The sequence below is a fragment of the Candidatus Sulfuricurvum sp. RIFRC-1 genome (genome assembly GCF_000310245.1).
Classification (GTDB): Bacteria; Campylobacterota; Campylobacteria; order Campylobacterales; family Sulfurimonadaceae; genus Sulfuricurvum.
The window spans coordinates 1,315,370-1,333,552 of record NC_020505.1 but is presented as its reverse complement, the minus strand read 5'-3'; the positions used below and the strand labels follow the sequence as shown (position 1 = coordinate 1,333,552).

At 41.2% G+C, this 18,183-nt stretch carries 17 protein-coding genes; 9 read left to right on the top strand and 8 right to left on the bottom strand.

Annotated features, from left to right (window positions below; translation table 11 throughout):
* The first annotated feature begins 106 nt into the window (after nt 1-106).
* Nucleotides 107-3,559, top strand: coding sequence for an EAL domain-containing protein (locus B649_RS12220; protein WP_015653747.1), 3,453 nt, complete (start codon nt 107-109; stop codon nt 3,557-3,559).
* Between the two features lie 4 nt (nt 3,560-3,563).
* On the opposite strand, the gene B649_RS06645 is transcribed toward B649_RS12220, so the two are convergent.
* Nucleotides 3,564-4,127 carry a CZB domain-containing protein gene (locus tag B649_RS06645; RefSeq protein WP_015653746.1) on the bottom strand — a complete coding sequence of 188 codons (564 nt, stop codon included), beginning with the start codon at nt 4,125-4,127 and terminating at the stop codon, nt 3,564-3,566.
* 233 nt (nt 4,128-4,360) lie between these two features.
* Between B649_RS06645 and nifH the strand changes: the two genes are divergently transcribed.
* The 6 genes from nifH to B649_RS12215 all read left to right on the top strand — a co-directional run bounded on the left by nifH (nt 4,361) and on the right by B649_RS12215 (nt 11,291).
* Nucleotides 4,361-5,278: a nitrogenase iron protein gene (gene nifH, locus B649_RS06640; protein ID WP_041192420.1), complete on the top strand. Its 918-nt coding sequence runs from the start codon at nt 4,361-4,363 to the stop codon at nt 5,276-5,278.
* Between the two features lie 102 nt (nt 5,279-5,380).
* Nucleotides 5,381-5,740, top strand: a complete 360-nt coding sequence (locus B649_RS06635; protein WP_015653744.1) for a hypothetical protein — start codon at nt 5,381-5,383, stop codon at nt 5,738-5,740.
* 14 nt (nt 5,741-5,754) lie between these two features.
* Nucleotides 5,755-7,221 (top strand): nitrogenase molybdenum-iron protein alpha chain, encoded by a 1,467-nt coding sequence (gene nifD / locus B649_RS06630; RefSeq protein WP_015653743.1) that lies wholly within the window; start codon nt 5,755-5,757, stop codon nt 7,219-7,221.
* Between the two features lie 4 nt (nt 7,222-7,225).
* On the top strand, nt 7,226-8,770 hold the full coding sequence (gene nifK, locus B649_RS06625) for a nitrogenase molybdenum-iron protein subunit beta (protein WP_015653742.1): 1,545 nt from the start codon (nt 7,226-7,228) through the stop codon (nt 8,768-8,770).
* A gap of 116 nt (nt 8,771-8,886) precedes the next feature.
* On the top strand, nt 8,887-9,075 hold the full coding sequence (locus B649_RS06620; protein ID WP_015653741.1) for a hypothetical protein: 189 nt from the start codon (nt 8,887-8,889) through the stop codon (nt 9,073-9,075).
* A 107-nt stretch (nt 9,076-9,182) separates the two neighbouring features.
* Nucleotides 9,183-11,291: a diguanylate cyclase gene (locus B649_RS12215; protein WP_291750969.1), complete on the top strand. Its 2,109-nt coding sequence runs from the start codon at nt 9,183-9,185 to the stop codon at nt 11,289-11,291.
* Here the strand turns inward: B649_RS12215 and B649_RS06610 are convergent.
* Nucleotides 11,288-11,527: a hypothetical protein gene (locus B649_RS06610; protein WP_015653739.1), complete on the bottom strand. Its 240-nt coding sequence runs from the start codon at nt 11,525-11,527 to the stop codon at nt 11,288-11,290. The two genes, B649_RS12215 and B649_RS06610, sit on opposite strands and share 4 nt — an antisense overlap.
* Nucleotides 11,528-11,647: 120 nt before the next feature.
* On the opposite strand from B649_RS06610, the gene B649_RS06605 reads away from it, so the two are divergent.
* Entirely contained in the window at nt 11,648-12,022 is a 375-nt protein-coding gene (locus B649_RS06605; RefSeq protein ID WP_015653738.1) for a YbgC/FadM family acyl-CoA thioesterase, read from the top strand.
* On the opposite strand, the gene B649_RS06600 is transcribed toward B649_RS06605, so the two are convergent.
* The 6 genes from B649_RS06600 to B649_RS06575 form a co-directional block, all read right to left on the bottom strand.
* Nucleotides 12,014-12,463 (bottom strand): ankyrin repeat domain-containing protein, encoded by a 450-nt coding sequence (locus B649_RS06600; protein ID WP_015653737.1) that lies wholly within the window; start codon nt 12,461-12,463, stop codon nt 12,014-12,016. The two genes, B649_RS06605 and B649_RS06600, sit on opposite strands and share 9 nt — an antisense overlap.
* Nucleotides 12,464-12,465: 2 nt before the next feature.
* Nucleotides 12,466-12,972, bottom strand: a complete 507-nt coding sequence (locus tag B649_RS06595; RefSeq protein ID WP_015653736.1) for a ferritin-like domain-containing protein — start codon at nt 12,970-12,972, stop codon at nt 12,466-12,468.
* Between the two features lie 57 nt (nt 12,973-13,029).
* Nucleotides 13,030-13,698, bottom strand: a complete 669-nt coding sequence (locus B649_RS06590) for a Crp/Fnr family transcriptional regulator (protein WP_015653735.1) — start codon at nt 13,696-13,698, stop codon at nt 13,030-13,032.
* Nucleotides 13,676-14,743, bottom strand: coding sequence for a hypothetical protein (locus B649_RS06585; RefSeq protein ID WP_015653734.1), 1,068 nt, complete (start codon nt 14,741-14,743; stop codon nt 13,676-13,678). Before B649_RS06585 ends, B649_RS06590 begins: the two co-directional genes overlap by 23 nt.
* Nucleotides 14,740-15,402, bottom strand: coding sequence for a uracil-DNA glycosylase (locus B649_RS06580; protein WP_015653733.1), 663 nt, complete (start codon nt 15,400-15,402; stop codon nt 14,740-14,742). Before B649_RS06580 ends, B649_RS06585 begins: the two co-directional genes overlap by 4 nt.
* Before the next feature lie 73 nt (nt 15,403-15,475).
* Entirely contained in the window at nt 15,476-17,113 is a 1,638-nt protein-coding gene (locus B649_RS06575; protein WP_015653732.1) for a GGDEF domain-containing phosphodiesterase, read from the bottom strand.
* 322 nt (nt 17,114-17,435) lie between these two features.
* On the opposite strand from B649_RS06575, the gene B649_RS06570 reads away from it, so the two are divergent.
* Nucleotides 17,436-18,149: an HDOD domain-containing protein gene (locus B649_RS06570; protein ID WP_291750829.1), complete on the top strand. Its 714-nt coding sequence runs from the start codon at nt 17,436-17,438 to the stop codon at nt 18,147-18,149.
* Nucleotides 18,150-18,183: the final 34 nt, after the last annotated feature.

The following is an 18,183-nucleotide window of genomic DNA, read 5'->3' as shown; positions in this document are numbered from 1 at the left end:
TGCATGCAATAATGCTCTTTTGTACAGTACAACGATATCGGACTGCAAAGTTACAATTAGGCGTTATAATATAACGGAATAAAATCTAATTGATTGGAAGATTCCTATGCGTCAGTCTGAAATCTTTTTCAAGCTACTCTTTGAAGCGAGTCCCCATCCTTATCTTATTTTACAGGCGGATGAAGCCTACACAATCGTTGCTGTAAACGATTACTATTTGAATGCGACGGGTATTATGCGTGAAAATGTCATAGGCAAACCCCTCTTTGAAGTTTTCCCTGATAATCCAAGTGATGAATCCGTCAGCGGTGTTAGTGATCTGCATATTTCTTTGGACAGTGTTGTTCGATATGGTCAAACCGATATTATGGGAATACAAAAATACGACATTCCGCTCCGAGACGGCAGTGAGGGATATGAAGTAAAATACTGGAGTCCCGTAAATGCACCGATATTTGGAAAAGAGGATAAAGTCGAATATATTATCCATAATGTTGAAGATGTAACCGATTTTGTATTGCTCAAAGAAGCGAACAATACCGTCAGCCAATCATCGGATATGCAAACAAACAGGCTTGAAGCAGAGGTCTTAAAACGGGCGAAAGAGGTGAAAGAGGCTAATCGTCTCATTAAAGCCAGAGAAAAAGAACTCATGCTTCTGAATGACAAACTCAAAGAGCTTGATCGACTCAAAACTGAATTTTTCTCCAATATTTCCCATGAGTTCCGAACCCCTTTGACTTTAATGTTGGCTCCTGTTGAAGAACTCCTTGGGAATCGTCAAAATTTAGGTGATGATCGGATTACGGCAAATATTGAAATTATTCATCGCAATGCATTACGATTGTTGAAATTGGTCAACAATCTTCTCGACTTTTCACGAATTGAAGCAGGCCGGGCGAGAGCAGCGTATGAAGCAACGGATCTCTCAACGTTGACAGCTGATTTGGCGAGTAATTTTTCATCGGCATCCGAACTTGCCAATGTTCAATTAATTGTAGATTGTCCCCCTATGCGCGAGTGGGTGGAAATAGACAGAGAGATGTGGGAAAAAATTGTTTTAAATCTCCTCTCTAACGCATTCAAGTTTACCCAGGACGGTTCCATTACCGTATCGACCCGATCTGAGAACGGAAAAGCAGTTTTGCGTATTCAAGACACCGGTATAGGAATTCCCGAAGAAGCACTGCCAAAATTATTTGAACGTTTTTACAGGGTTGAAAATTCATACGGACGTTCCTATGAGGGGACAGGGATCGGTTTGTCGCTGGTTCAAGAACTGGTGAAACTTCAGGGGGGAAGTATCGAAGTTACCAGCAAAGTAGGAGTGGGAACGACATTTACCATTTCTATGCCATTGGGAATTCAGCATGAAGCTTCTGAGCACAAGAGATCTTATGATGAAGCATCTGGAAAACTGCCACGACATACACAAACATACATAGCTGAAGCAAAACGCTGGAGCAGTGAAAATAAAAAAGATGAAATTTATACTCCAAAAGAGAATACCAAAGGAGAGATTCTCGTGGCCGATGATAATGCGGATATGCGGGAATTTATCAAACGATTGCTGGAAGATGCCGGATACAGTGTCTCTTTGGCCGTTGATGGGGAAGATGCATGGGAAATGTGTCAAAAAAGTTTGCCGGATCTTGTCCTAAGCGATGTCATGATGCCACGATTAAACGGTTTTGAATTGTTAAAGAAAATACGTTCTGCCGAATATACCTATTCGTTGCCGATTATTTTGCTCTCAGCTCGTGCGGGAGAGATTGATAAAACTGAAGGGCTGAATTCCGGTGCGGACGATTATCTCTCAAAACCGTTTCACAGCGGTGAGTTGATCGCCCGAGTTGATGGGGCGGTAAAACTCGGCAAATATCGTAAAAGAGCCCATGAACAGCTGTTGTCACAAACGAATTATATTGCCAAAATAGGGGGATGGAGTTTTGATACAAAAACGATGAAGGGGGAATGGACGGATGAGCTCATCCGTATCCATGATCTTCCTCCAAATGAGTCTATTGATGTCAGCAAAGGACTTGAATTTTATACCCCTCAGTCACGCCCGATTATTGAGCAAGCGATACACGATGCCATTACACTGGGTAGGGCGTATGATTTGGAACTGGAGATTATTAGTGCTGCAGGAATCCATAAATGGGTACGAACCGTCGGTTCACCTGTCATTGAAGAGGGGGAAGTTAGTAAAGTTCAAGGTGTAATGCAAGACATAACACGACAGAAAGAAGACCAAATTAGAATCATTGCGGAAAAAGAGAGGTACGATCATTTGGCACATCATGATGAACTTACCGGACTGCCCAACCATCTCAGTTTACATGAGTTTATGGAGAAGCAATTTTCTGAAAATGTCAAACTGGCATTTATGCTTCTTGACCTGGACGAATTTAAAGAGATCAATGATTCCTACGGGCATAGTTTCGGAGATAAATTACTTATTGATGTGACCCATATTCTTCAAAATACCTTTCCGCCTGATTCATTCATCGTACGTAGCGGTGGGGATGAGTTTGTTGTTGTCGTGCAGTGTCAAAGAAGTAAAAATTTGATTGATAGAATAATGGATAAGATATCCGATATGTTTAATGACCCCTTTAGGATAGATGAAAAGGATGTTTATGTCACTGCGAGCATCGGAATCGCTAAATATCCGAAAGATGCTCAAACGACGGAGGAGCTATTACAGTGTGCTGATGCTGCTATGTATGATGCTAAAAATTCAGGGAAAAATACCTTTAGTTTTTACAACAGCACGTTAACTGAACGTTCACGTCATCGTATGGCGATTTCGACTAATCTCAAAAAAGCGTTATCCAATCACGAATTAGAGCTCTATTATCAGCCCCAAGTTGATCCAAACAACGGCTTGATGGTAGGAGTCGAAGCACTTCTCCGATGGTTTTCACCGCAAGGTTCGATATCCCCATCGGATTTTATTCCGATTGCTGAGGAGAGCAGCCTAATCCTTGCAATCGGCGAATTTGTATTAGTCGAGAGTTTTAAAACAGCTAAACGATGGTTTGATTCCAATCTTTTGGTGGGTCGTATCGCGGTCAATGTCGCAGCGAACCAGTTTGTCCATACCGATTTTATAGCAATCTTAGAGCGGATTTTAGAAGAGACACAATGTAAGCCTGAATGGATCGAGCTCGAAATCACGGAGCGTTCGATCCTTTCAAACCCTGAAAAAGTCATTGTAATGCTAGAAGAGCTACGGGTAAAAGGATTCCATGTATCGATTGATGATTTCGGCACAGGCTATTCTTCTCTTTCGTATCTTAAAAATCTTCCAATCAATAAATTAAAAATTGATATCTCTTTCGTCCGAAATATAACCCATGAACCCAAAAATCAAACGATTGCAAAAGCAATTATCGCATTGGCAAAAGGGTTGGATTTGGACGTATTGGCTGAAGGGGTAGAAAGCGCTGAGGAGATGGAGTTTTTACGTCTCAACAGTATAAATTCGATCCAAGGGTACTATTATTATAAACCAGTTTCCAGAGAAGCTTTCGAAGCACTGCTTCGGGAATAGGAAATTACCCTCTCCCTCGTGTACCATAATAATAAGCCTCTTCATCATTATTGGACGGTTCAGGGATTTTGAGCTTCAACGGGGCTGGAACTTCTACGTTTGTAAATCCGGCAATGAGATCAAATTTCTCTTCTCCTAAACTCATGAGTTGACTCTCTAAAATACGAAGTTTGTGTTTGAGTTTATCCGAGAGGACAATGATCTCTTCATAATAGCGAAGGGAGAGCTCGATTTCATGTTCGCTTGCTTTATTTTTACTTCCCAGTAGTCCACCTAAAATATTTTTCTTTTTTTGTCCATAATAGATAGGATAGATCTTCATGTATTTGTCATGCACTGTGAGTAGTAATTCTTCGATATCTTCGAGAACCATTCGAGAAGTTCCTAGACTAAAGAGCATCGCTTCATCGTAAAACCATTTTCCAAACAGTGAATCGGTCGGACTGAGAGCAATGGTATCAGGCGATGTCTCAATACCCGAAACGAGAAGTTTAATCGCATTGACCCAGCGAATATGAGTTGTCCGCGCTTGGTGGAGATTGTGGATTGATTTTTCTTTATTCGTCATAAACCATCCCTTTTTAATGGAAGTGTAACGGCTTGGAATAATTTTCGATCATATTGATCGCTTATTTTTTAATCAAATGAATGAAAAAGGTGTTTATGAGACCCCTGCAAAACCTATTCCTACAAATTTGTCTTCAAAATGCCATTTTGTCGTTATGTTCAGTCAATTGTCGCAAAAAACCATAGAACACCCCTTGCATCAACCTAAGTGAAGTTCAAAAATAAGGGGATAACATGGCTGGAGCAGCTAGCTTGCGACAAATCGCGTTCTACGGAAAAGGTGGGATCGGTAAATCTACTACATCTCAAAATACATTGGCAGCAATGTCACACTATTTCGATAAAAATATTATGATCGTTGGATGTGATCCAAAAGCGGATTCAACTCGTTTGATTCTTCACGAGAAAGCACAAGATACTATTCTTTCTCTTGCAGCAGAATACGGCACTATCGAAGATGTTGAGATGGAACAAGCTCGTCTTTGGGGTAAAGGCTTATTTGATAAAGAAACTCCGGGTGGTTGGATCAACTGCACAGAGTCAGGCGGACCAGAGCCAGGAGTAGGTTGTGCAGGTCGTGGTGTTATTACAGCGATTAACTTCCTCGAAGAAGAGGGTGCTTACGATGAAGAGGGACTTGATTTCGTTTCTTATGACGTTCTTGGTGACGTTGTTTGCGGCGGATTTGCAATGCCGATTCGTGAAGGTAAAGCACAAGAAATTTACATCGTAATGTCAGGCGAAATGATGGCGATGTACGCAGCGAACAACATCTCTAAAGGGATTTTGAAATACGCAAACACTGGTGGAGTTCGTCTTGCCGGTCTTGTTTGTAACGCTCGTATGACAGATAAAGAGTACGATTTGGCACTTGAGCTTGCTCAACGCCTTGGAACACAATTGATCCACTTCGTACCACGTAACAATATCGTTCAGCATGCTGAACTTCGTCGTATGACGGTTGTTGAATACAGCCCATATTCTGACCAAGCTCGCGAATACAAAGAGCTTGCTCGTAAAATCGTTTACAACGATATGAAAATCATCCCTACTCCAATCAGTATGGATGAGCTTGAAGACTTGCTCCTTGCATTCGGTCTCGAAGACGAAGTTGATGAGTCACAAGTTGGTAAAGCTGCGCACGAAGCGTAATGCATTAGGTTCCTCTTTTGAGGAATCTTCTATGGCTGTCATGTAAATGACAAATAACATCTTGTTAATAATGAAAAGAAAACAACAGAAAAAGGAGATTAGATGTTTGTATTAGGTTTTCACTTCCCAGCTTCAATGGGGAATATCATTCCAGACGAATTAGTGGTAGAAAAATTGGCTGACGTAGATGTCAGTGACGTTAAAGAGATCAAACTTTTGATGGGTACTAAAGATAAAGATAAAGAGTGGTTGAGCTACACAAACAAAGATACATTTTTGTTTAAAGCTATGGTTCACTACTTCAAAGAAGAGAACCCTGATAAAGCACAAAAATACATGATCTACATGAACCGTTACCAAATGTCTGCTATCTCTAAACGTTTAGATGTAGCTGATGATGAGACAATGAAATTGTGTCATAACTTAGATTCGATGGAACAATTCCGTATCGAAGTCGCGTAAGGAAGGGGTGTATTATGGGTCCAGAAACACTAGAAGCTAAACAAAAAGCGGCCATTGAAGAGATCTTAAAAGCGTATCCTGAGAAAGCGGCGAAAAACCGTGAAAAACATCTCGGTGTCGGATCTCCAAATGATGAAAATCAAAAAACCTGCGGTGATGTCCGCTCAAACAAAAAAACCGTTCCGGGTGTTATGAGTCAACGTGGTTGTGCTTATGCAGGATCTAAAGGGGTTGTATGGGGTCCTGTCAAAGACATGATTCACATCTCTCACGGTCCTATCGGATGCGGTCAATACAGCCGTGCAGGTCGTCGTAACTATTACATCGGTGTAACCGGTGTCGATACATTCGTTACAATGAACTTCTGTTCGGATTTCCAAGAAAACAACATCGTTTTCGGTGGAGATAAAAAATTGGGTAAATGTATCGATGAAATCGAAGAACTTTTCCCACTTAATAACGGTATCACTGTACAATCAGAGTGTCCGATCGGTTTGATCGGGGATGATATCGGTGCGGTTGCAAAAACCAAAGCTAATGAGCTTAACAAAACAATCGTACCGGTTAACTGTGAAGGTTTCCGTGGGGTATCTCAATCATTGGGTCACCACATCGCAAATGACACGGTTCGCGACTATATCTTTGATGCAGAAGTTAATGTAAGAACGGATGATGTTGAAGTAACTGAATATGACGTTGCGATCATCGGTGACTATAACATCGGTGGTGATGCATGGTCAAGCCGTATCCTTTTGGAAGAGATGGGCCTTCGTGTTGTTGCACAATGGTCAGGAGATGCGACTCTTAAAGAGATGGCATTGACTCCTAAAGTGAAATTGAACTTGCTTCACTGCTACCGTTCAATGAACTACATCAGCCGTCACATGGAAAAAGAATTCGGGATACCTTGGATCGAGTATAACTTCTTCGGACCAAGTCAAACGATCAAATCTCTTCGCAAAATCGCTGCTTTCTTCGATGAAAGTATCCAAGCAAAATGTGAAGAAGTTATCGCTAAATATCAACCGATGATCGATCAAGTGATTGCAAAATACAAACCTCGTTTAGAGGGTAAAACGGTTATGTTGTTCGTCGGCGGTCTTCGTCCTCGTCACGTTATCGGTGCTTACGAAGATTTAGGTATGGAAGTAATCGGAACCGGTTATGAGTTCGCTCATGATGATGACTACAAACGTACCAAAGAAGAGATTTTCCGCTCGACTGTTATCTACGATGACGTCAACGAGTATGAGCTTGAAGCATTCGTTAAAAAACTTCAACCTGACCTTGTAGCTTCAGGGATCAAAGAGAAGTATGTATTCCAAAAAATGGGTCTCCCATATCGCCAAATGCACTCATGGGATTACAGCGGACCTTACCACGGGTACGACGGATTCGCGATTTTCGCACAAGATATGGATTTAGCAATTAATTCACCAGTATGGGCGCACTCAAAAGCACCATGGGAAAAGGAAGGTTGAGACGATGCAAGAAATAGAAAAAATCGTAAACGGGAAAGACCTGTTTAAACGCCCTGAGTACCAAGAAGTACTCGCAAACAAAAAACAATTCGAATCGTCTATGCTTGCAGTTAACCCTGCAAAAGTAGAAGAGATCGCTGAGTGGACCAAAACATGGGATTACCGTGAGAAAAACCTTGCTCGTGAAGCGATCACCGTTAACCCTGCAAAAGCATGTCAGCCTCTTGGGGCTGTTATGGTTGCACTCGGGTTTGAGGGTACTATGCCTTACGTTCACGGTTCTCATGGATGTGTTGCGTATTTCCGTTCATACTTTACCAAACACTTCAAAGAGCCGACTCCTTGTGTTTCGGATTCTATGACTGAAGATGCTGCGGTATTCGGTGGATTGGTGAACATGAAAGAGGGTCTTAAAAACTGTGCTGCAGTGTATAAACCTAAAATGATCGCGGTTTCTACCACATGTATGGCAGAGGTTATCGGGGACGACTTGATGGCATTTATCCTTGCGGCAAAAGAAGAGGACGGCGGAGAATACCTTCCGGCTGAATATCCGATCCCTTTTGCACACACACCTTCATTCGTAGGTAGCCATATCACTGGATATGACAACATGATGCACGGTATCATGTCTCAGCTCACTGAAGGAAACAAAGGCGAAACGAAACAACGTATCAACATCATCCCTGGTTTTGAAACGTACATCGGAAGCCTTCGTTCGGTTAAAAGCATCGTAGAAGCATTCGGAACAGACTATATCATGTTGGGTGACCACTCTGATCAATGGGATATGCCGGCTGGTAACTACGAAATGTTCCAAGGCGGAACAAAAATTGAAGACGCAAAAGATTGTATCAACTCAAGTGCAACAATCTCTCTTCAAAAATACGCAACGTCTAAAACCATGAAAATGGTCGAAAAACGTTGGAAACATGCTGGTGGATGTTCTAACCCAATCGGTCTTAAAGGTACCGATGAGTTTGTTATGAAACTCGCAGAGTTGACTGGAACTGAAGTTCCACAAAAACTCAAAACTGAGCGTGGCCGTCTTGTTGATGCTATGCAAGACAGCTATCCGTACATGCACGGTAAAAAATTCGCTATCTGGGGTGATCCTGACTTCCTAATCGGTGCAGTATCATTCCTCCTTGAGATGGGTGCAGAACCTACTCATGTTCTTTGCCACAATGCACCAAACGGCTGGGAAGCTGAGATGAGAGCAATGCTCGATACTTCTCCGGCTAAAGACAGCCTCCATGTATGGGCAGGTAAAGACTTGTGGGCAATGCGTTCACTCTTGTTCACTGAGCCGGTTGATTTCATGATCGGTAACAGCTACGGTAAAGAGTTGATGCGTGATACAGGAACTCCGTTGATTTACATCGGATTCCCGATCTTTGACCGTCATCACCTTCACCGTTACTCTATCAGCGGATACGATGGAGCGTTGAACCTTCTTACTTGGATCACGAACAAAGTTCTTGATCAATTGGATGAAGATACCAAAAACATCGCGACCACTGACTATTTCTTCGACCTCGTCCGCTAAGGACACCGCCTCCATCCGGGGGCAAACTTCATTGTTTCTCGTCATTTTTCCCCTTTCGGGGAATTTTTTTGGTTGAGTTTTTTACTAAAGATTCAGTCAAATAAACAGGATGATTTATGGCAGGCGTACACGATAAAATCAAAGCGGAATTAATGGTTGAAATTTATGCAAATATTGATCGTATTTACGATTCGATCGAGCAGCATTTTGATTTGGATGATAGCCGTCGAAGTAATGTCATCAAAAGTCTCAATACCCTCAAAGACGAACTCTATTTCGTTGTACAGACAACTTCTTTATCTTAAAGTTATTTATATAATATTCAATAAACTAATATAATCAGTATGTTTCTTTTCTAAAAAGTCCTATAATGTATTCTCGCTAAGGATGGAAGGAGTTTTGTGTGGCTCTGATGAATAATATGACAATCATAAAACGGATACTATTATGGTTGGGTGCAATGTCATTGGTATGGTTTCTTATCCTTGCCTTTATTGTGTTGCAAGTGAGGGAAACTGTTCGGCAAGAGGGTTTGAATCATCTGCAAAAAATTTTAAATCATAAAAGTGATGCTCTTGGTGCGTATGTAGTACAAAGATATGATGCCCTTGATAACCTAAATCAATTTTTCTCCTTTACATCACACTATCATCCTATCTTCGATAAAAAAATGTGGATGACTGATCAACTCTTTTCAAAGAATCTACAACAAAACTTAGCTGATATCAAAGAGAAAAGCGGTTTTTACGATATTTTTTTGATCACATTGAGCGGAGATATCATTTACACCTTTGAACGTGAAAAGGATCTGCATACCAACCTACTCAACGGTCCCTATAAAAATACACTGTTGGCGCATGTTTTTCAGGATGCTTTGAAGCAGAAGAAACCTTATATTTCCAATTTTGATTATTACGAACCTAGTCACGAAGATGCCGCTTTTATTGCTAAACCTATTATAGTAGAGGGGAAAATTCTTGGTGTATTGGCGGCTCAAATTGACAATAAAGTAATCAATTCGGTCATTAATGATTATAGTGAATTGGGAAAAACAGGTAGGGTTGTTACCTCGGGTTTTTGTAATAGCAGGTCGATCAATGCGAAAACATCACGACATTGTGATATAAAAGAATGTGCTACCTGTAATTCATTTCAACTTGAAGCAATTAACAATGCCCTCAAAGGGAAATACGGACAGCAATACACATCCGATAAATCCGGGCATGAGTTAGCGGTTGCCTGGGGATATCAAAAAGATTTGCGCTGGGGAATAGCGGTGCATATGGAAGAGAACGAATTATTGGAGTCCTGGTATCAATCAACAACCTCGCTAATAATTTTATTTTTTAGCGGTATTTTAGTGATCGGTTTTATGGTCATTATGGCATTTCGCTCTTTTTCCAGACCGATACATAAACTAACGCATTATGCGTATTTGGTTTCAAGCGGACATTATAACATTCAGATTGACGCCAAAGGATACGATCATGAATGGCAGGTATTGATACATGCATTCAAAAATATGGTTATCGAAATCAATCGGGAGATGGCTAAGCTTAATGAACAAAATATCCTTTTGAAGAATCAAAAAAATGAGATCGAAGAACTCAATCAGAATTTGGAATTCCGTATCAAGAAGAAATCCGAAAAACTTCAAGAATATATCAATATCATAGATCATTATGTGATCACATCCCAAACCGATAAAAATGGTATTATCCTCTATGTTTCCGATGCATTTTGTAAAATCAGCGGCTATGCGAGAGAGGAGTTAATCGGGCATAATCACCGCATTATACGCCATCCCGATATGCCGGATTCATTGTTTGAAGATCTCTGGACAACGATAACATCCGGAAAAACATGGCATGGTGAGATCAAAAATTTAAAGGCGGACGGCGGCTATTATTGGGTCGAAACAACAATCACGCCGAATATCGTGGGCGGAGAAATAGCCGGATATACGGCAGTTCGATACGATATCTCGGATAAAAAAATCATTGAAGAGCTGGCAATTACCGATCCGATGACCGGACTCTACAATCGCCGTTTTTACATTAAGACGATCAACGAAGAGATGAACCGCATCAAACGTCACGATTCATCACTCGCATTAATGATGATTGATGTTGATAATTTCAAGCTCTATAACGACACCTACGGTCATCAGGCAGGGGATGATGTTTTAACGCGAGTCTCCGATATCCTGAAATTTTACACTTCTCGCAGCGGTGAGTATGCGTTTCGCTTAGGAGGAGAGGAGTTTGGAATCATCGTTAGCGGCATGGATAGGGATGAATATATTGAACTTGCCAATCGTATTCGCAGTGCGATAGAGGTGTTGGCAATAGTACATGAGAAGAACAACGCTTCTCCTTATGTTACCATTTCAATCGGAATTGCCCTTTATCGTACGGGTTCACACGCCACGTGCGAAGATCTATACAGAGAAGCGGATATGCAGCTTTATCGGGCCAAAGAGCACGGTCGAAATCAAGTTGTCATCGGTGAGAAAAGTTAAATACCCTCTTCACTCTCAAACTCCATAAATGCTTCAGTAAGATCGGATGGTTTGATCGTTTCTTTTTCTAACTCTTTGAGCGCTTCAGCTTCCTCTACTTTGGCATGTTCTTCTTCGACATACTCAATAAAAGTTTCAATATCCTGATCCGGTTGATAAAACGGTGCGTAACCCAGCGCAATATCGACAAATTCGATCCCGCATCCGAAATCGATTAACTGTTGTTTTAAATCCATATAATTTCCTATAATTTATTGGGCGATATTATAAAGAAATATGCTTGATCTATCGAATGCTAATTGGCTTTTGGAAGTGATTTCGGTAGAATGGACGAATATATAGGTAGAAGGTTATGAATGCAAATACGAGTTTACTATGAAGATACCGATGTCGGCGGAGTTGTTTATCACTCCAATTATCTCAATTTTTGCGAACGGGCCCGAAGTCAGCTCTTTTTTGATGCGGGGCGTTCTCCGATATTGGAAGGGGGGCATTTTGTGGCGAAGCACATCGAAGCCGATTATCTCAAAAGTGCTAAGTTTGGAGACATTTTAGCGGTAAAAACAACCCTCATACAGATAAAAAATGCTTCGTTTAGCTTATTGCAGCAGATTTTTCGTGAAGATGAAAAAATATTTGAAATGAAAATCGATTTGGTTTATATCAATTTCGCAGGGAATATGACGAAAATCCCTGCAGAGGAAAAAGCGTTTTTATCCGCTTTAGAGTAGGGGCTTGAGTTTGGGAGCTGCTTTTTCGATTGCTGCACCGATTTCATGATTTTCACGCATCATAGCAATATCCAGCGGAGTCATCCCCTCTTTGCTCATGGCATTTGCAGATGCACCTTTTTCAATCAAATACACAGCGATAGGCGTATGACCTCTCCATGCCGCAAGATGCAATGCTGTGGCACCTCCTGCATCTTGAGCATTAACATCGGCCCCTTTTTCGATCAGATACTTGACCGCCTCAGTATTTCCGACCCACACGGCATACATCAAAATGGTTTTATTATTATCCTCGCGCGCTGTGTTGGCATCGCTAAGGGTTTGGATACGTGAGTGAAATGTTTGGGTGTCGTTACGATCAAGCAGCCCAACCAGTTCTAGTATATCGGCTCCCTGAAGTGATAAAGCCATAAAAATGGAGAGAAAAAATGGATATTTCATTCTTATTTCTTGAACTGCTCGATGAACTCTTCGATATCGTCAAACAACGCTTGAAGATCCTCTTCATGCTCCACTTCATCGGCTAAAATTTGAGAGACCAAATCGTAGGTAATAATATCTTTTTCACGTGTAATGTCGAGGATGTTTGAGTAAACACCGATGGCACATTGTTCCCCTTTAATCGCTTGTTCCAGTACTTTACGTACATCAGGTTCCGTGGGTGCATCGTAACCGCAATTGGTATTGGTTAACCACTCAGCAGGGTGTAGAGCAGGAGTTCCACCGAGTTGAATGATACGATCGCATAGCATTGTGGCATGACGAAGTTCATCGGCGGCGTGCTGAGTGAGTTCGACGATAGCGGCGTCTTTCATCAACCCTTTCACCACTTTGGATTCGATAAAATATTGGTAGTATGCGAGCCATTCATCACAATATGCTTTATTCAGAAGTTCATACACGGTTTGTGCTTCAATCCCGCGCAGAAGTGAAATCCCTCTTTTTCCCATTAAATACCCCTTATTGATAGATAATCCAACTCTATCACTGCTTCTCTTAAAGGAAAATTATTCTCCGCTGTAACGGTTAAGTTCATCAGAGAGCAAAAGGGTTATGCCATTTACTTTTGACATAGTAATAACCCCTTCAGATTTCAGTTTTTTAAGCATTCGAGAGAGCGTTTCGGGGGTGATTCCGATCAAGCGAGCTATTTCAATCCCTTTGAGACGTTGAAAAATATTCGGGTCATCACGGACTAAACGTGCTACTTTTGCCAATGCATTCGGAGCGCTGTGCCGCTGCAGTGAGCTCTCTAATGCTCCGATTTTTTGTGTCAAAGATGAGATGAGTGCGATGCTCAAAGAGGGGTCGTTTTGGATCAGTTGCAAAAACGGGTCACGCGAAATTTTAAGAACAGTGGAGTTTTGAGTAGATTCACACGATGCTGGGTAGGGGATTTGTTTGAGAGTGGCAACTTCAGCGATCAGTGAGGGGGCGCGGAAACGGTGGATTAGCATCGTCTCATGGCTGGCGGATACTTTAAAAACATTAACTTCACCCTGGAGAAGAAAATGGAAATAATTGCTTTCATCTCCCTCATAAAAGACAATTTCTCCTGCTGAATAATGACGAAGAATACCGATTTGCTCGATTTTTTTCTGCTGATCAGGGGTTAAATGATTAAATAATCCAACGTTGTCGGAAAAAATCGTTTTATCGGGCGCTAAGGGGTTCAAAACCAAACTCTTTCGCACGCAGTAATTCGACAGGATAAATCACCTGAGCATTAATAAGACGCATAGTGTACTCCCTATGGGTATGGGTGAGATCTGAAATCAAATAGTCGATACCGACACTGGTGGAGTATTGGATCCAATCGACGGTGATATCATTATTCATCAGGGCATTAGCCTCGTAAATTGTTGAGGGAAATTCGATCAAAGAGTTAGCAAGGATCATATTTTTACGGTCATTGTATTGGGTTAGAGTGAGGAGTGTGGGATCGATATTGATCTGCGTTGAGAGGATGTTTTTCTCTTTGACTCCGGTAAATGTCATATGTGCGGTGAGAAGAGCGCTTTTGACGACCGGAATATGGAGAATAACGCTCGCTTTATTAAATTTCGATGGCTTTGAGAGATGGGAGATAATGTTGTCTCCCCTCAAATCTACCGGATAGCTAGAAACCCTCTTCTTTTCACTTTTATGGGCAAAAAATACCTCTTCCGTAGTAGCTTTTAGCTGGGTTCCGACCGATGAACTGTCATAAAAAATGGCGATTGAATCACCCATATACGGGAGCAGCGCTTCGATTTGGGCAACATAATCGATCCCTCCGAACGTAAAATTCTCAGGTGCATCGGGGAGGTCGCGTTTGTGGACGGTGGGGATAAAGACGGGGAGATTGGTATTGAGAGTAATCATCTCTTTGGCTCCCATTGCGGTGAGAGGGGCGAGTATCGCATCCATCCCATCATGACGTACTTCTTCCAAGACGCGAGAGAGTGAGGCGGCAGATTCATCCGGCATATCGTAGCGTTTAAGTTCAAAATGATCACTGCGTCGGCTTAAAAGGGTGGCAAGTGAGACATTATAAAGGGTCTGAGAGTATTTTCCAATAACTTTGGGTGAAGAGATAATGGCAATTTTAATGGTTGAATCCACTGGGGTAACATTACGTGAAAGGGGCGATGTGTCAGAGGACTTTCGAATCGTCATATTTTGGGCATAAGTCGAGAAAAAAAGGATCGATGCAATAAAAAAGATACGGATGAAAATCATAATAACTGAGCCTTGATGGTTTGTAAATCACGCATGGTCTCTTTTTTGAGCGATGGATTCCGAACGAGATAGAGGGGATGGTACATCGGTATCAACAGCGCATCTCCAAAAGGGATCACTTCTCCGCGAACGCGCTCAAAATCTCCATTGTCACCGGTCAGGATTTGGTACGCATCGGGTCCGAGTGTGACGAGTATGCGAGGTTTTATGAGTGAGATTTGTTTGGACAAAAAGGGAGTACAGCTGTTGCATTCACTGGATGATGGATTTTGAAAACCAAAGGGTTTGCATTTAACGGCATGGGTCAAATAAACCTCTTCAATGGTGAGATTGATCACTTTTTCGATCATATCGCGTAACATCACCCCTGATCTTCCGATGTAATATCCTGCGGCTTCATCTTCTGCGGCAGAGACATAGGCATCGATAAACATCAACGGTGCTTTGGGATCACCGCAGCCGATCATGCTTTGGCGACGTGATTTACTCAGATCGCACAGATAACATTGTGCAATGCTTTGAGCCAAGGTGCTTATCGAATCGGGTAATGTACTCGAAGTGGTTTGAATATTGGGTGTAATCGGATCGACATAGGTGTAGCCCAGTGATTTTAAACGGTAAAGATTTTCGAGCAGTGCGAGATTTTGAAAAGAGTCCACGGGTTTCACTTCTATGAATTTGAGAGAGTATAAAGAAGATGGGGTTAAAAGGAGATAAATAGAATGAATAAACTTAAGGTGATGAGATGATTTCTTCGGGTTTACCGGTATAGTATCCTTGGGAATAATCAATCCCAAGCTCTTTGACTACGGTATAAATCGCTTCAGAACTTACAAATTCAGCGATGGTTTTGGCCCCGATTTTGTGGGCAAAATTAACGATAGTTTCGACAACAATATGGTGCCTCGGATTATCCGTAATCCCTTGGATAAGAGAGCCGTCGATTTTGATGTAATCAACATTAAGCTTGAGAATATTTTCAAAGTTGGAGTATCCGGTCCCAAAATCATCAATCGCTATTTTTGCCCCTAATGCTTTTACGGTGGTAATAAATTCGACTACTTCTTCATAGTTTTCGATCCCTTCGGATTCGAGAATTTCAAAAACGATTCGTGATGCCGTTTTGGTTTTTGTAATCGTATGGATAATTTCGTTGACGATGTGAGGATTTCGAATATCGCTATCGGAGAGATTAATGGAAAACTCTTCATTTCGGTTTGCAAAAAGAGCACAGGCTTGATTGACAACTTCTATGGTAATTTGAGGATAGAGTTTCGTTTTTTTGGCAATAGACAAAAATGTTGCAGGAAATATCATATTGTTATCCGTGTCCGCCATACGGACCAATGTTTCGTATTTATTAATCTCTCCGGTGATGAGATTTACGATCGGTTGATAATGGCAAATGATCCGTTTTTGCGCCAGAGCAATACGGATCATGGCGCTCATTCTCATATTGGAACGATAGGTCTCTTCAATATTTTCATGTTCGGCATAAAGTGCAATGGATGTTTTGTCTTTTTTCGCTCCGTTTAAAGCAATATCGGCACGTGTCAACAGTTTGCTGTGACCGATCGCAGCACCGACGGTCATCCGGATGTTAATCGTTTCATTTCGGACTAAAAAGATCTTTTCATCCAATAACGACATTAACGCCTTAATCCGATTCCGTAGATCATGCCACGTAAAGTTTTCATACAACAAAATGGCGAATTCATCACCGCTGATGCGGTACGGGGAGAAATTCATTTTACTAAACCAGTGTCCAACCTGATTCAAAATATTGTCGCCCGTTTCGATCCCGTAAAAATCATTGATTTCTTTAAAGTCGTCGATATTAAATATGACACAAACCGACGGGTTTCTTTGACCCATATCGGCAACGATTTTTTGGCGATTCGGCAATCCGGTCAACTGATCGTAGTAGGCCAGTTTCAGTGATTGTTCTTGGCTCTCTCGTAATGCGGATAAATCGGTAAAAATGGCGAGATAATTTTGGATTTTTTTATTTTCATCCATGATGGCGCTTATACTCACCCATGCCGGAAAGATATCTCCATTTTTACGCCTGTTCCAAATTTCACTGCTCCAATGCTTTTCTCGCAATAAGGTATTCCACATTTGATCGTAAAAAGAGCTATCGTGTTTGGGAGAGGAGAGAAAATGGGTATTTTTCCCGATCACTTCTTTTTCGTCATACCCAAATGTGTTGACAAAAGCGTTATTCACTTTGATAATATTGTTGTATCGATCCGTTACAATCATACTGTCCGACGCATTTTTCATGGCCATTGCAAGGATCTCAAACTCACGCTTCTTCTCATGTGCATGGATGTCATTCAATCTTTTATGCGATTTAGAAATGGACATTATATTCACACACAGCCTTTTAAGAATTCAAAATAATGATGAAAAGCATATTGTCTTACTAAATAATTTTAATTTTAAAATGTATTTATTTGATCAATAATTGTTCTATTTTTGGATAAATTTATTGCTTATATTATCTCGATAAGATTTAAAATTAAGTAATAGCAAAGGTTATATGGAAAAAAAATTTAAAAATCATGCTAAAATCCGACCGATACGTTCAATTATTTTCCAAAGGCTGAGTGTGGGTAGCAATCTACTTTATTCGATAGAATCTTTTCCTCCATTACCCGAATCAATTAACAAACTCAATGAACTTTGCATGGCAGATGAGATAGATTTAAAAGCGGTCATTCGTGTTATAGAGTCCGATCCGATGCTCTATACGGATATTTTACGCTTTTCCAATGTACCCTATCATGGATTTCGTTATCCGATTACGTCAATCTCTCAGGCAATTGCACTTTTTGGTATTGCGGCGGTTCGTGGAATGGCACTTACAGCGGCGTTAAGAGCCCATCCTTTTACCGATGTAGCCCCGTATGGGATTGATGTACACCAATGGTTTCGAGTGATGGAACAACAACAACGATTTTTGGATATTTGGCTTGGTAAAAAACACCGTGCCATTCTCCAGTCCTTGGGCGGATTAACCTTTATTCTCGAAATAGGGCGCTTGGTTACCTCTTATGTGCTTATGTTTACGCATCAATCGTACAGCTTTAGTGAAAATGAACCGGAAAAACTGAGTATTGAAGAAAAAAATATTTTGGGACGTTCCAGTGATGAGTTGGCGGCTCAATTGTTTGAATTTTGGAATTTTGAGAAGATATTTGTCAACTCATTGTGCTATTCACTTAGTCCTGATGATGGGCTTGAACCAAAAACGTGTGCGGCTTTGAAGTGTGCCCGAACGCTCTTCACGCTCAAAGGGATTACCCCGTTCGAAGAGGTTGAAGCGGTTTTAGTCAAATACGATTTTTCTGTGAGTGATGCGAGAATTGCGTATGAAATTTTATTGGCTGTTGAAGAATAAAGCGAAAGTGAGAGGTTAAAGCCCCCTAAATCAG

Bases quoted from the DNA above. Each gene is read 5' to 3' on its own strand.
- B649_RS12220 (WP_015653747.1), top strand. From the start codon at position 107: ATGCGTCAGTCTGAAATCTTTTTCAAGCTACTCTTTGAAGCGAGTCCC.
- B649_RS06645 (WP_015653746.1), bottom strand. From the start codon at position 4,127: ATGACGAATAAAGAAAAATCAATCCACAATCTCCACCAAGCGCGGACA.
- nifH (WP_041192420.1), top strand. From the start codon at position 4,361: ATGGCTGGAGCAGCTAGCTTGCGACAAATCGCGTTCTACGGAAAAGGT.
- B649_RS06635 (WP_015653744.1), top strand. From the start codon at position 5,381: ATGTTTGTATTAGGTTTTCACTTCCCAGCTTCAATGGGGAATATCATT.
- nifD (WP_015653743.1), top strand. From the start codon at position 5,755: ATGGGTCCAGAAACACTAGAAGCTAAACAAAAAGCGGCCATTGAAGAG.
- nifK (WP_015653742.1), top strand. From the start codon at position 7,226: ATGCAAGAAATAGAAAAAATCGTAAACGGGAAAGACCTGTTTAAACGC.
- B649_RS06620 (WP_015653741.1), top strand. From the start codon at position 8,887: ATGGCAGGCGTACACGATAAAATCAAAGCGGAATTAATGGTTGAAATT.
- B649_RS12215 (WP_291750969.1), top strand. From the start codon at position 9,183: ATGAATAATATGACAATCATAAAACGGATACTATTATGGTTGGGTGCA.
- B649_RS06610 (WP_015653739.1), bottom strand. From the start codon at position 11,527: ATGGATTTAAAACAACAGTTAATCGATTTCGGATGCGGGATCGAATTT.
- B649_RS06605 (WP_015653738.1), top strand. From the start codon at position 11,648: ATGCAAATACGAGTTTACTATGAAGATACCGATGTCGGCGGAGTTGTT.
- B649_RS06600 (WP_015653737.1), bottom strand. From the start codon at position 12,463: ATGAAATATCCATTTTTTCTCTCCATTTTTATGGCTTTATCACTTCAG.
- B649_RS06595 (WP_015653736.1), bottom strand. From the start codon at position 12,972: ATGGGAAAAAGAGGGATTTCACTTCTGCGCGGGATTGAAGCACAAACC.
- B649_RS06585 (WP_015653734.1), bottom strand. From the start codon at position 14,743: ATGATTTTCATCCGTATCTTTTTTATTGCATCGATCCTTTTTTTCTCG.
- B649_RS06575 (WP_015653732.1), bottom strand. From the start codon at position 17,113: ATGTCCATTTCTAAATCGCATAAAAGATTGAATGACATCCATGCACAT.
- B649_RS06570 (WP_291750829.1), top strand. From the start codon at position 17,436: ATGGCAGATGAGATAGATTTAAAAGCGGTCATTCGTGTTATAGAGTCC.